At 67.0% G+C, this 12,805-nt stretch carries 13 protein-coding genes; 10 read left to right on the top strand and 3 right to left on the bottom strand.

Annotated features, from left to right (window positions below; translation table 11 throughout):
• The first annotated feature begins 222 nt into the window (after positions 1-222).
• The 4 genes from ABIB35_RS11835 to ABIB35_RS11850 all read left to right on the top strand — a co-directional run bounded on the left by ABIB35_RS11835 (position 223) and on the right by ABIB35_RS11850 (position 5,100).
• A complete protein-coding gene (locus tag ABIB35_RS11835) occupies positions 223-897 on the top strand; it encodes a TetR/AcrR family transcriptional regulator (RefSeq protein ID WP_354181633.1) in 675 nt (224 codons plus the stop codon).
• 38 nt (positions 898-935) lie between these two features.
• Positions 936-3,506 (top strand): MMPL family transporter, encoded by a 2,571-nt coding sequence (locus tag ABIB35_RS11840; protein ID WP_354181635.1) that lies wholly within the window; start codon positions 936-938, stop codon positions 3,504-3,506.
• 184 nt (positions 3,507-3,690) lie between these two features.
• Positions 3,691-4,266, top strand: coding sequence for a TetR/AcrR family transcriptional regulator (locus ABIB35_RS11845; protein ID WP_354181637.1), 576 nt, complete (start codon positions 3,691-3,693; stop codon positions 4,264-4,266).
• A gap of 39 nt (positions 4,267-4,305) precedes the next feature.
• Positions 4,306-5,100 carry an SDR family NAD(P)-dependent oxidoreductase gene (locus ABIB35_RS11850; RefSeq protein ID WP_354181639.1) on the top strand — a complete coding sequence of 265 codons (795 nt, stop codon included), beginning with the start codon at positions 4,306-4,308 and terminating at the stop codon, positions 5,098-5,100.
• Positions 5,101-5,136: 36 nt separating this feature from the next.
• On the opposite strand, the gene ABIB35_RS11855 is transcribed toward ABIB35_RS11850, so the two are convergent.
• Positions 5,137-5,628: a hypothetical protein gene (locus ABIB35_RS11855; protein ID WP_354181641.1), complete on the bottom strand. Its 492-nt coding sequence runs from the start codon at positions 5,626-5,628 to the stop codon at positions 5,137-5,139.
• 188 nt (positions 5,629-5,816) lie between these two features.
• Between ABIB35_RS11855 and ABIB35_RS11860 the strand changes: the two genes are divergently transcribed.
• The 4 genes from ABIB35_RS11860 (at position 5,817) to ABIB35_RS11875 (ending at position 8,643) form a co-directional block, all read left to right on the top strand.
• Positions 5,817-6,707, top strand: a complete 891-nt coding sequence (locus ABIB35_RS11860) for a Rieske (2Fe-2S) protein (protein ID WP_354181642.1) — start codon at positions 5,817-5,819, stop codon at positions 6,705-6,707.
• Positions 6,708-6,768: 61 nt separating this feature from the next.
• The gene (locus ABIB35_RS11865; protein ID WP_354181643.1) at positions 6,769-7,653 is read left to right on the top strand and encodes a phosphotransferase; all 885 of its coding nucleotides are present in this window, start codon (positions 6,769-6,771) and stop codon (positions 7,651-7,653) included.
• 109 nt (positions 7,654-7,762) lie between these two features.
• Positions 7,763-8,233 (top strand): hypothetical protein, encoded by a 471-nt coding sequence (locus ABIB35_RS11870; protein WP_354181645.1) that lies wholly within the window; start codon positions 7,763-7,765, stop codon positions 8,231-8,233.
• Entirely contained in the window at positions 8,230-8,643 is a 414-nt protein-coding gene (locus ABIB35_RS11875) for a hypothetical protein (RefSeq protein WP_354181647.1), read from the top strand. Before ABIB35_RS11870 ends, ABIB35_RS11875 begins: the two co-directional genes overlap by 4 nt.
• 7 nt (positions 8,644-8,650) lie before the next feature.
• Here the strand turns inward: ABIB35_RS11875 and ABIB35_RS11880 are convergent, their stop codons facing one another.
• Entirely contained in the window at positions 8,651-9,199 is a 549-nt protein-coding gene (locus ABIB35_RS11880; RefSeq protein ID WP_354181649.1) for an NUDIX hydrolase, read from the bottom strand.
• Positions 9,196-9,738 carry a GNAT family N-acetyltransferase gene (locus tag ABIB35_RS11885; protein ID WP_354181651.1) on the bottom strand — a complete coding sequence of 181 codons (543 nt, stop codon included), beginning with the start codon at positions 9,736-9,738 and terminating at the stop codon, positions 9,196-9,198. Before ABIB35_RS11885 ends, ABIB35_RS11880 begins: the two co-directional genes overlap by 4 nt.
• Before the next feature lie 117 nt (positions 9,739-9,855).
• Between ABIB35_RS11885 and ABIB35_RS11890 the strand changes: the two genes are divergently transcribed.
• Together ABIB35_RS11890 and ABIB35_RS11895 are read left to right on the top strand one after the other, a co-directional pair.
• On the top strand, positions 9,856-10,839 hold the full coding sequence (locus ABIB35_RS11890; RefSeq protein WP_354181653.1) for a DUF1295 domain-containing protein: 984 nt from the start codon (positions 9,856-9,858) through the stop codon (positions 10,837-10,839).
• Positions 10,840-11,019: 180 nt separating this feature from the next.
• Positions 11,020-12,675 carry a carbohydrate-binding domain-containing protein gene (locus ABIB35_RS11895; protein WP_354181655.1) on the top strand — a complete coding sequence of 552 codons (1,656 nt, stop codon included), beginning with the start codon at positions 11,020-11,022 and terminating at the stop codon, positions 12,673-12,675.
• Positions 12,676-12,805: the final 130 nt, after the last annotated feature.

The raw sequence follows: 12,805 nt of genomic DNA on the forward strand, positions 1-12,805 counted from the left end.
GTTAGACTTCTACAACAACCACCGGCCACACGGCAGCCTCGGAGGCAAAGCACCGATCACCCGGTGTAATTAACGTGCCGTCTGAGTACACCTAGGGCGGGCTCTATTGGACCAGCCGCCAAAAACCTGAGGGCCGGCGGAGCTGGTATCGACATTTATCGATCTGCGCCGGCATTGCGAGACAAATTGCACTTAGTGCATCGGTGCACTTAGTGTAGAGATGTGCTTCCGGAACCCTCCACCGACCGCCGTGCCGCTCTTAAGAGCCGCCACCGGCAGGCAATTGTTGCTGCCGCCGCTGCCCTCATGGAGGAACGGACGGGGACGGACTTCACCGTGGACGAGCTGGCCGAACGCGCAGACGTATCCCGGCGCACAGTCTTCAACCATTTCTCCTCCCTGGATGACGTGGTCACTGAAGTGTGCGGAGACGTGCTCAATGCCGTCGTCGAGACCCTGGCAGAGGTGCCCGCGGAAGGTGAAGGCACCGACGCTTCGATGATGGAGGAGATGGCCGCGGCCTTGCGCTCCACCGATCTGGTGGCTCCCATGGCCTATCTGACCCGGATGCTCGGCAGACCCATCGAAGAGCCGTCTCCGCGGCAGGCGCTGATGACACTGCGCGTGTTCACAGAGGTGAGCAACAGGCTCCTGGCCGCCATGCTTCACCGCCGTCCGGACGCGGACAAACTTGCCGTCCACCTGCTGGTGGGATCCGTCGCCGGCGGCGTGGGGGTCCTCTACCACCACTGGGCCGCCGAAACCGGCGCCGTGGACACGCAGGACTCCCGGCGGGTCTGGGCCGGGCACCTGGAACAGCTCATCGGAGCAGTCCGGGACGGCCACGGCACCGAATCGACACCCAGGCACACCGAACCAGCACCCCGGCTGGGCTAACCCCTCCTCTTTCGCTCCCATCCCCTGTTAGGACTCTCATGGCTGAATTCCTCTACCGACTTGGTCGGGCGGCCGCGCGCCGGGCCCGCACCGTACTGGCGGTCTGGATCGCGGTTCTTGTGCTTGCCGGAGCGGCGTTCGCTCTCTTCGGCGGCACGCTCGCGACCGCGTTTTCCATCCCCAACACCCCCACCACGCAGGTCACCGAGCGCCTCCAGGAAAAGCTCCCGCAGGCTTCCGGCGGATCGGGGTCAGTCATTGTCCAGACCGAGGACGGCTCGCGCTTCAGCGAGGAACAGCAGCAGGAGATTTCCGCGCTGGTGACCGAGGCGTCCAACCTTGATGGTGTGGAAACCGTCGTTGACCCCTTTGCCACCGAGGCTGAGCGGGCCGCACAGGCACAGCAGCTGGCCGAGGGGCAGGCACAGATCGACGCCGGCCGCGCCCAGCTAGAGGACGCTCGGGCCCAGCTCGACGCCGGGCAGGCCCAGCTTGATGCCGCACGTGCGCAGGCCGAGGCGGCCGGCGCGCCGGCGGAAGTGATCGCCGGGCTGGACGCACAGCAGGCAACCCTGGACGCCAGCCGCGCGGAACTTGATGCTTCCAACACCGAGCTTGAAGCGCAGGCACTGCCAGCCGAGCAGGGCGCTGATCTGCTGGAGATGGCCAAGGAAATCCGCACCGTTTCCGAAGACGGCAGCGCCGCTGTGGTGAATGTGGTCTTCAGTGAAACCCAGATGGAAATCACGCAGGAAACCAAGGACGCCCTTGTGGCCACCTTCGAGGACGAGCCGATTGACGGCGTCAAGGTGGACTTCTCCTCAGATATTGCCGCCGCCGTTCCCACCCTCTTCGGTGTTGGTGAGGTGGTGGGCATCGCGGTCGCAGCGGTGGTCCTGGTGGTCATGCTCGGCAGCCTGATCGCGGCGGGCCTGCCCCTGCTGACCGCACTGATCGGCGTCGGAATCGGCGCCCTGGGCGCGCTGGCCTTCTCCGGCGTGGTGGAAATGGCCTCGATTACCCCCGTCCTGGGTCTGATGCTGGGCCTGGCCGTGGGCATTGACTACGCCCTGTTCATCGTCAACCGGCACAGGCGCCAGCTGAAGGCCGGCTACAGCCTGCAGGAATCCATTGGACTGGCCAACGGCACCTCCGGCAACGCCGTGGTGTTCGCGGGTGCCACCGTGTTCATTGCCCTGCTGGCCCTGAACGTCACCGGGATCCCCTTCCTGGGACTGATGGGCACCGTGGGAGCAGCCTGCGTGGCCGTGGCCGTGCTGATCGCCGTCACCCTGACACCGGCACTGCTGAAGCTGGTTGGCATGCGCGTCCTCAGCCGCAAGGAACGTGCTGCCCTTCAGGGGCATGCTTCCGCCGCCAAGGCCGGTACCGCCGGAAACGGACAGCCCGCCGTTGCGCAGGCGAAGCCCATGGGTACCGGCCGTGCCATCCTGACCGTGGTTGCCGCCGTCGCCGGCCTGCTGCTCATCGCCATCCCGGCGCTGGACCTGCGGCAGAACCTGCCTGACGGCTCCTCCGAGGCCCATGACTCGAGCCAGTACCAGGCCTACGCCGCAGTCTCGGAGAAGTTCGGCGAAGGCCAGAACGGCACGCTGCTGGTGGTGGCCGAGCTGCCCGGTGAGCCCACCGAGGCGGAAGCCCTGGGTGCTCAGGCCGAAATAGCCCGGGCTCTCTTCGACCAGGAGGATGTGGCCGCTGTTGCCCCGATCGGTACCTCCGAGGACCGGAGCGTGGCAGCCTTCCAGGTCATTCCCACCGAAGGTCCCACCAGTGAGTCCACGGAAAACCTCGTCCACACCCTGCGGGACCTTTCTCCGCTGAACGGCGAATACGAGATTGGCGTGGCAGGATCTGCGAGCGGCAACATTGACATCTCGGACAAGCTGTCCGAGGCGCTGCCCATCTATCTCGGTGTTGTGGTGGGACTTTCGCTGCTGATCCTGATTCTGGTGTTCCGCTCCATCTTCGTGCCGGTGATCGCGACGCTGGGCTTCATCCTGTCCTACTTCGCGGCGCTGGGCGGCGTGGTGGCCATTTACCAGTGGGGCTGGCTCTCCGGCGTCTTCGGTGTGGAGACTCCGGCACCGATCCTGAGCTTCCTGCCGACCATCCTGGTGGGCATCCTCTTCGGCCTGGCCATGGACTACATGCTCTTCCTGGGCTCGGGCATGCGGGAGGCCTACGCCCACGGAATGCCGGCGCGCGTCGCCGTTGTCCAGGGTGTGCGGGCCGGCCGCTCGGTGGTCACCGCCGCCGCGATCATCATGGCTGCAGTGTTTGGCGGCTTCATCTTCTCGCACAGCACCATGATCCGGCCCATTGGCTTTGCGCTGGCCTTCGGTGTTCTCCTGGACGCCTTTGTGGTGCGGATGCTGCTGATCCCGGCGCTGATGCACCTGGCCGGAGACAAAGCCTGGTGGCTGCCGAAGTGGCTGGACAAGATCCTGCCGGACGTCGACGTCGAGGGCGCGTCCCTGGAGCGCCGCCATCCGCATGACACGGGGGAGGGCGACGGCGGTTCCGCGGGAACATCCGGGACCGCCCCGGATAAAGCGGGTGCGCCCGACGGCGTGTCCGCCCGCCGCTGACCACCGGCTCCTCCGCCCCCCCCGGCGCCTGGTGCCGCTCTTCTCCGTGACGGAGGAGGGCGGCACCTCTGGGTTAACGACTGGTCAGCCTCCGACTGTCAACGTCGTTGACAGTAGGAGGTCTTTGGGCATACGCTGGGTGTCAACGCCGTTGACACCCCTTCGCTTTCCCCTGAGGAACACCATGCAGCTTCCCGAATCCTCCCCCTTCCAGGAGTCCTCCGCCGCCACGCGCAAGCGCATCGCGGAGGCAGCTGCACAGCTCTTTTCGGAACAGGGTTTTGAGAAAACCTCAGTGCGGTCCATAGCTGCTGCTGCGGGCGCCGACGCGGCACTGGTTATTCGTTATTTCGGCAGCAAGGAAGATCTTTTCCTGGCGACTATCCAGCTGCACCGGGCGTTTGAACAGGCGCTGCAGGCTCCCCTGCCGGACCTTGCCGTTCAGCTGGTAGGTGCGGCAGTGCAGATGCGAGGAACCCGTGCGCTTCGTGTCTACGGCGTCCTGATGCGGGCGTCGGGCAACAAAAAAGTCGGGCACAGCCTCGGTGAAGCGATTGAGGATGGAATGATCCAGCCGCTGGTCAAGCGGCTGCAGGGGGCGGATGCGCGGGTGCGCAGCAGTCTGATTGCTGCGCAGCTGCTGGGCCTGCTGGATGCCCTCGCCCTCCGCGGGGACGAAGCCCTGCTGGCCGCCGCCGAACCTACCCTGGTTTCGGTGTACGCGCCGGCCCTGAATGCGTTGATTTTACCGGTGCCGTAAGGGCGCCGGCGTACCGGATAGAGAATGTAGGAGAACACCATGAACCGTTTGGACAACAAGGTAGCCGTCATCACCGGAGGTGCCAGCGGCATCGGGCGCGCGGCAGCGGCAATGATGGCAGCGGAGGGCGCCGCCGTCGTCATCGGTGACCTGGAACTGGAGAAAGCAGCGGATGCGGCTGCTGAAATCACTGCCGCCGGTGGACGCGCCGTGGGCTTGGCGGTGAACGCACTGGAGGAAGAGTCGCTGCACGCGCTTGTGGAGTCAGCGGTGGAAGAATTCGGTGCCCTGCACATCATGTGCAACCACGTGGGCGGCAGCAACCCCCGCAAGGACCTGGACCTGCTGCGCATGGACATGGCGGAGTTTGATCGGACCATGGCCTTGAACGTGCGCAGCACGGTGGTTGGATCCCGCGCCGCGCTGCCGCACCTCATCGCCGCCGGCGGCGGTTCGATCATCAACACCGCCTCCGTTGCCGGCATCTCCGGCGACTTCCTGCAGGCTGCCTATGGGACAGCCAAGGCGGCAGTGATCCGCCTGACCCAGTACATCGCCACCCAGTACGGCGAGCAGTACGTACGGTGCAACGCGATCGCTCCCGGCGCCATCATGACTCCGGCGCTGCAAAACAACCTGTCCGCGGATGTCATTGAATCGATCCGCGGGCACAACTCGCTGCCGTTCATCGGCGCCCCGGAGGATATCGCCGCAGCCATGGTGTTCCTTGCCTCGGACGAGTCCCGGTACATCACCGGCCAGCTCCTCACCGTTGACGGCGGAATGACCAGTCACAGCGCCATCGCGGACGGCCGTAAGGACATGCTGCCCTAGGCGCTCCGGCCGTACCTCGGCAGGGGCGGCCCGCGGTTACGGAACCGGCTGCGTCCGGTCCCCGGATCCGCGGGCCAACCTTGGCACGACGGCGGCGAGCAGCTTCTCCGGCTCGCTGCAGGACACCAGTACATCGCCGCCGCGGCACTCGATCCTGACCGAGGGTCCGCCAACAAGGTAGCCGGTACCCTCCGGAAGGATCCGCAGACCCATTCCGTAGCGCAGCCCGGTCACCGGCCCTGCCGAAACGGCCCTCATGTCCCGGTACGGAACCTCGGTCCGGAAAACGCCGGCGACTCGAATCTGCAGGCTTGCGGCGCCCACCCGGATCAGCGCCGTCATGAACATCATCGGCGCAATGATGGCCGTCGTGAAAATGCCGGTCACCAGCACTCCGGGACCCGCCTCCAGGGCAGCAAGGGCAGTGCCGGTCAGAACGGCGAGTCCCAGGATGCCCAGAACCAGCCGGTAGCGGGTAGGAATGGCAGTGCGGAATATCTGTGGCTGAGTATCTTCCCCCGACGTCATGGGGCCAGTCTGCCGGATTTGCTGCCGGGTTTGCACTTTCATCTACGGCCGGCCGGAGCAGCCCGCCGGTGCCGGGTACCACGTTGAACACGGTTCCGGTGGCCCCGGATACCCATTACGGGTGGTGCGGGGCCGAGTCGGTGGCTACCCTGTTGAGCGTCCCGCCAGCACTGCCTGAGGAGAAGAACATGCCGCGTCTGCCGTTGGTCAGTTCCGTCGACAAGTTGGAGGGGGCAGCCTGGCTGGATCCCGCTGCCGGCACCGTAGCCCGGCTGGTAAGGAAGGCACTGCCCTCCCCTCGGGTCACCGACGCGCTGCACGGTGTTCCGTTGGGGCATCCGGTGCATCCGTTGATGGTCACCGTGCCGCTGGGAGCGTGGGTTTCCGCCGCGGTCCTGGACCTGCTGCCGGGGAATCAGCGGGCGGCCCAGACGCTGGTGGGCCTGGGCGTGCTGGCGGCAGCACCGACGGCACTGACCGGAGTCACCGACTTCTCCCAGCTCGATACTCCGCAGCAGCGCACCGGCGTGGTGCACCAGGCCTCCAGTGCGCTTGCCACCGCCCTGTACGCCGCCTCGTGGCTGGCCCGGAACCGGGGACATCATGGGAAGGGAAAGCTGCTGGCGTTCGCCGGTCTTTCGGTCGCCGGCGTCGGAGGGTTTCTGGGCGGGCACCTCTCCTACCGTCAGGGGGCTGGAGTGAACCGCAACGAAGACCTCCCGGAGGAGGCCCCCGCCGGGTGGCATGCACTGGGTCCGCTGGAGGGGTTCACGGTGGGGCAGCCGCGCCAGGCCAATCTGGGCACTGTGCCGGTGATGGTCCTGCGCCGGGAGGGCACGGACGACGACGGCGTGTCGGTGCTGGCGGACACCTGCTCCCACCTGGGCGGTCCGCTGCACGAAGGGCACCTGCAGGACACGCGCGGGCGGCTGTGCGTGGTGTGCCCCTGGCACGGCAGCGCCTTTTCCGTGGAGAACGGAGAGGTGATGCGCGGACCGGCAACCGCACCGCAGCCGGTGTTCCAGACCCGGATCCGCGGCGGCCAGCTTGAAGTGAGCCTGACCGGCTCTGAGGACTAGGCACTTGGCCGGACCGGGGGCGGGTGCAGCAGGCGCGTTCACTGACTCCGACAGTCCGTACGTGGGAGGACCGGATCCGCACCCGCCGGACATGTGGGCCGGCCTGCGGTCCGTGTGGCCGGACCTGGCGTGGGACCGGGTGCAGTTTCGGCGCGGCGCCTTCCACCACGTGGCCGTGCTGGGGGAGGACGCCGTTATCCGGGTGGTGTACGGTCCGCGCCATCTTCGGACTACTGTGCGCGAAGCCGAGAATTTGACCGCTTTCGCCTCCGCCGGGCTGCCGTTCCGGATCCCTGCTGAGCTGAGGGCACCCTTTCACGGCGACGGCTGGTCCGCCCAGATGAACAGCTTTGTCCCCGGGGAGCACCGGCCGTTTGAGCGGTGGGAAGCGGTGCGGGGAGCCTTAGCCGCGGTGGTGGCCGCCATGACAAACATTATTACGGTCTCCGGAGGCGGCCTCCGACCGGTCCGGGAGTGGTGCGGCGCAGACGAGTGGCCCGCCGTCGTCGCCGGCATCACCGCCAGTCTGCTTCCGCCGGAAGCACGGGCGGCCGGAAGGATAGTTGCGGACGTCCTGGCGGCTGAGGAATGGGTGGCACCCGCCGTTGTGCACGGCGATCTGGGGCTGCACAACGTGCTGTGGAGCGGCACGGAAATCTCCGGGCTGGTGGACTTCGACAACGCCTGTGTGGGTGACCCTGCGATGGACCTGGCTCCGCTGGTGGGAGCCTTCGGCGCCGCCGCGGTCGCAGACATTGCCGACGCGGAGCTGGTGGCCAGGGCGCAGCTGCACCGCGCGTCCCTGTCACTCCAGGTGGCTGCGGCGGCGGAGCTCGCCGGAGACGGTTATCTCCGCGATTTTGCCCTGGACAATTTCAGCGACCGTTTCCGCAGCGGAACGCTCTATGACCCGGGACCGCGCCGCACCGGCTCGCGGAACGGCTGACCGGGGTCCACGCTGCGGGGTGCACGTCCGGATACGCTCAGCCAAAGCGGGAGCGGTGTGAGCATCGCCGCGGGGACGGGCGGCTCTTATCCGCAGGAAAGGGGGAGACATGACGCGCAAAGCGTTGATTCCGGCGGCTGGATCCAGAATTGTGCTGGGTAACCTTGCCCTGATCAAGGGTTGGTTTGTTGCCACCGGGCTGTGGCTGGGGGCTGCCACGGCCCTGCTGATCGCGGCGGCACTGCGGGATCCGCTCCCGGAGGTGAACGCCTTCGGCTTCTGGGCGGCGCTGATGCTCTGGGGTGCAGGCGGAGCTCTGCTGTTGGGCGAGCCTATTGCCCTGGGGCTCGGCTTCCTTCTGCGCCCCGTGCGCCGTCAGTGGGTTCATGTGGCGGTGTTCTTCGCGGTGCCGTCAGTCATTCTGGGTGCTGGGCTGGGCGGCGGCTCGGGCCCGGCTGCGCTGGAGCTGGCTGTCAGCGTCGGAGTGGCGGCCGCGCTGGGCCGGCTGTCCGTGTGCAGGGACGTGGAGGTGTTGTCTCCGGCCGGACCACCGGAAGGGTCCAGTACCGTGGAGGCATGAAGAACCTGCCGCTGTCCCTGGCCGCCGCCGCAGTTTCCGGTGCGCTAACGCTCCTTCGCCCCGCCGATTGGTCGTCCCGGACCCGCCGTGCCTTTGTACTGGTGCCCGGTGCGCTCGCCGCCGCCACACTGGCCGGCGGGCTGTTTCCGGGTGGCCGGAAGCAGTCCGGCACGGGTTCGGCCGCGGCAGGCGCCGCCCTGGCGTTGGGTGTTGGAACTCTGGTGTCAAGGCTGCAAACCCTTTCGCTGCACTGGGACGCGCGTCTGGAGCGCTGGCTGGTCCGGCGGGGCCTGCCGCAGCCCCGCCTCTTGATGGGCGCAGCGGTGGTACTGGTGACGCTGGCCGTGGACCTCCTCGGCGACCGGGGTGAGCACAGCAAGGCCGACCCCGCCCGTCGCCGTCGCTCCTAGTTCCCCGTTAGCCCCGACTGGTGATGGACACCTCATCCGGGTAGCTGTCCGTTGCATCCAACCGGCCGCCATCCGGGGCGAACCCGACGGTCAGCAGCGGTGTCAGCTCATCCTGCGCGAGCCCCTGGAATACCAGCCGTTCGTGCGGAACCACCAGGAGGGGAAGAGCGGCGAGGGGAAACCAGTGCAGATCTGTTGCCTTCTCCGGCTCCTGCAGCTGGGGCGCACCGGTCCATCCGGTGCAAAGGAAGAAAAAGTCCACCCGGTCCGAGGGCCCGGGTCCGCTGCGGTGAAGGGTGGTCAGCGGCATCAGCTGTTCGGTGTCCACGGTGAGCCCCAGCTCCTCCCGGGTTTCTCGTATGGCGCATCCGACGGCGGACTCGCCCGCTTCCACATGCCCGGCCGCCGCCGTCGCCCAGTAACCGTCCAGGTAACCGGTGGTGCCGCGCCGCTGCAGCAGCACCGAGTGTCCCCTGCGGAAGATCACGTAGGAGACTGCGATCAGGCCCGGGCGGACGAGAGACGCGGAATCCTTCCTTGGCAGCTCGGCGCTCACGGTAGAGCCAGCTTGATCAGTTGCACGTCCGGGACCGGATCCGTGGCCAGTCTGGCGTGGGTTTCCACATCGAAGCGCTCCGTGCCGTAGCGCAGCTTGGCCCGCTGGATCCCCTCGGGCGCAAACCCCGCCGCCCGGGCAACCCGGCACGATGCGCGATTGTTGGTCCGGTGCCCCAGCTCCAAGCGGTGGAGCAACAGGTCCTCCAGCGCCCAGCCGCCCAGTGACGCCACTGCCCTGGCTGCCAAACCCCGTCCGCGCGCCGGCGCAGCCAGCCAGTAATACGTCCACGCCGTGCCATGGCGGGCATTGATGCTGCTGATGCCTACATTTCCCACCACCGTGCCGTCTTCCTCGATGGCTACGTTGCAGGCAGTGCGCGGGTCCCATCCGAGGTCCTCCCGGATGACCCGCCGAGCCCCTGCTGTAGTTCCGGCGTCCGGGGTGAGCTGCCGTTCCAGATCAGGGCTGCCGCAGTAGGCGGCAACCAGTGCATCGGAGTCTGACTGCCGCCAGGGCCGCAGGGATAGGGAGGTCATGCGCCGAGGCTACCAGCCGCCGTCGTGGGCCGTCCCGACACACGTTCCCACTCTTGGGGGCTGGTGTTACCTGATGGGGTCACAGCTGTCACAGCAGGTACCACAGGATGGGAACGCATGCAGCCGGACCAGCCGGACCAGCCGGGCCAGCCGGACCAGCCGGGCCAGCGGGACCAGCCGGGCCAGCGGGACCAGCCGGGCCAGCGGGACCAGCGGTCAGAACGCCGCGGGCGGGTGGGCAGCGTTCCCCGCCGCCGGCCGCACGCGTATCCTCCAAGGATGAACCCGGTCATGGTTTGTCTGTGGACTTTCGCCGCCGTTTGTGCCGGAACCTGGGTGCTTTCCCTGCTCACGCGGGAGTATTCCTGGACGGACCGCATCTGGTCGCTGGTGCCGCTTGCCTATGTGTGGGTGTTTGCGGCGGCCTCCGGCTTCCAAGCCCGCCTGGTGCTGATGGCGGTCCTCGTGACGCTGTGGGGTGCCAGGCTGACGTTCAACTTTGCGCGTAAGGGCGGTTATACCCCCGGCGGTGAAGACTACCGGTGGGCTATTTTGCGCCAACGCATGAAACCGTGGCAGTTCGCCGTCTTCAACCTCCTGTTCATCAGCATTTACCAGAACATCATTATTTTTCTGATGACGCTGCCGGCCCTTACGGTCTACGAGAACACCGGTCCGCTGAATGCCTGGGACTGGGCTCTGGCGGTGCTGTTCCTGGCCGCCCTGGCGGGAGAAACAGTGGCCGACCAGCAGCAGTGGAACTTCCAGCGGTGGAAGGCCGCAGAGCGTAGGGCAGGGCGCACGCCGCAGCCGGACTTCCTCCAGGCCGGGCTCTTCCGATACTCCCGGCATCCGAACTTCTTCTTTGAACAGGCGCAGTGGTGGCTGTTCTACGGCTTTGCGGTGGCGGCCACGGGGGCATGGCTGCACGGGACCATTCTGGGAGCGGCGCTGCTGACCCTGCTCTTCATCGGATCCACCGTCTTCACGGAAAGTATTTCGCGGTCCCGGTATCCGGACTATGTTTCCTATCAGCACCGGACCTCGCCGATCATTCCGCTGCCCCCGCGGCACCGGCTCCGTCCGGCGCAGGCGGGCTAGACGCGGACTGTTCGGACACAGCGGACCCCCAAACGGGTCCCGGGCACGCACGGAAGGGCGCATTTCCGGCTCCTCTACCCAGCTCTTATATGAGGCTGTGCCGCGGCACAGCACCCGCACAGGAACCGGCGGCACGGTTGAAGGCAGAGTCCTACTGTCATCAACCGCTGAAGGAAATCCATGCCGCACACGTCTACCGCAGACACCCCGAACCGCCGTCCGACCCGCCGACCCGTACGCTCCTCCATTCTTGCCACCTCAGTGGCAGCCCTGGCCCTCGCGGCTTCCCTGGTCGGGTGCAGCGGATCAGCTTCCTCGACAGCGCCCAGTCCAGCCGCTGACGCGCCAGGCGCTTCAGCGGCAACAGGTGCGGACGGGGGTTTCGGCCCCGCGGTGACGGCCGAGGCGATCACCGAGGACACCCATTACGACGACGATGACCTCACCTGGGATGCCGCCGACGAGGTTAACGTGAGGCTCGCGGATGGCGAGAACAGCACGGCGGCGGCCGGGGTATCCGTTGACGGGAACACCGTGACGATCGCCGCAGCCGGAACCTACCGGCTTTCCGGTGAGCTCTCCGACGGCCAGCTGGTGGTCGCCGCGGGGGAGGAGGACGTGGTCCGGGTCATCCTCGACGGCGTGAACCTGACCAGCAGCACCGGTTCACCGTTTGTGGTCAGCACCGCCAACGAGGTCCTCGTCTACCTGGAAGAGGGCAGCACCAACACACTGACGGATGCCGCCACCTATGCCGACACTGCAGACGACGCCCCCAACGCTGCACTGTACTCCAAGGCGGACCTGACCATCGCCGGGAGCGGTGCGCTGACGGTGAAGGGCAACGCCTATGACGGCATCGTCTCCAAGGACGGCCTGGTCCTTGCAGCAGGCAACGTCACCGTCACCGCTGCCGACGACGGCATCAAGGGCAAGGACTACCTGGTTCTGGCCGGCGGCCGGTACAACGTCACAGCCGGGGGCGACGGCGTCAAGGCCACCAACGATGAGGAAGCGGACCGCGGGTGGTCCAGTATCTACGGCGGCGAGCTGGCGGTGGCCGCCGGCGATGACGGGGTCAAGGCCGAAACCCTGCTGACCGTCCACGCGGGGACCGTCCGTGTGACGGAATCGGTGGAAGGCTTGGAAGCCCGGCACATCACCATTAACGGCGGAACCGTCGACCTTACGGCCAGCGACGACGGTGTGAACGCCGCGGGCGGCAGCTCCGACAGCTCGGGCACCGGCATTGCCGAAGGTGCGGGAAATGACATGCCCGTCCAGCCGCCGGGCGGCATGGAGCCCGGCGGCACCGGAGGCATGGGCCAGGGCGAAGAAGCGGCCGGCGACTTCTCGCTAACGATCACAGGCGGCGCGCTCACAGTGAACGCCGAGGGTGACGGCCTGGATTCGAACGGTGACGCCGTCATCACCGGCGGAACCGTCGTCGTACACGGGCCCACGAACAACGGCAACGGCGCCCTGGACGTCAACGGCACCCTCACCATCGAGGGCGGGACGGTTACCGCGGCGGGCAGTGCCGGGATGGCGCAGGCGCCGTCGGAATCCTCCGCCCAGTCGGGCGTGCAGATCAGCTTTAACTCCGCTGTCTCCGCCGGAACCCTCATCCAGGTGGCGGACGCCGACGGCACGGTGGTGGCGTCCTTCGTGCCGGCCAAGAAGACCGCCTCGCTGATCTATTCTGCGCCGGAGATCAGGGCCGGGGACACCTACACCGTCTACACCGGCGGCAAGGAGGGCAGCCTGAGCGGGGCGACCAAGGTCAGCAGCGCCACAGCGGGTGACTATGAACAGGGGCTCGGCCCCGGATTCTAAGCGGACTGCAACACGCCCAGATGTTTTCCTCCGCCAGATTCTCGGCTTTTGGGGACTAGAATCTTTTCGACAGGTGTTGAATAAGATGGTGTTGGACGGCGGAGAACCCGCCGGACCCACCAATCACTAA

Origin of the sequence: Arthrobacter sp. UYP6 (assembly GCF_040547315.1) — a bacterium.
Taxonomy (GTDB): domain Bacteria; phylum Actinomycetota; class Actinomycetes; order Actinomycetales; family Micrococcaceae; genus Arthrobacter_B.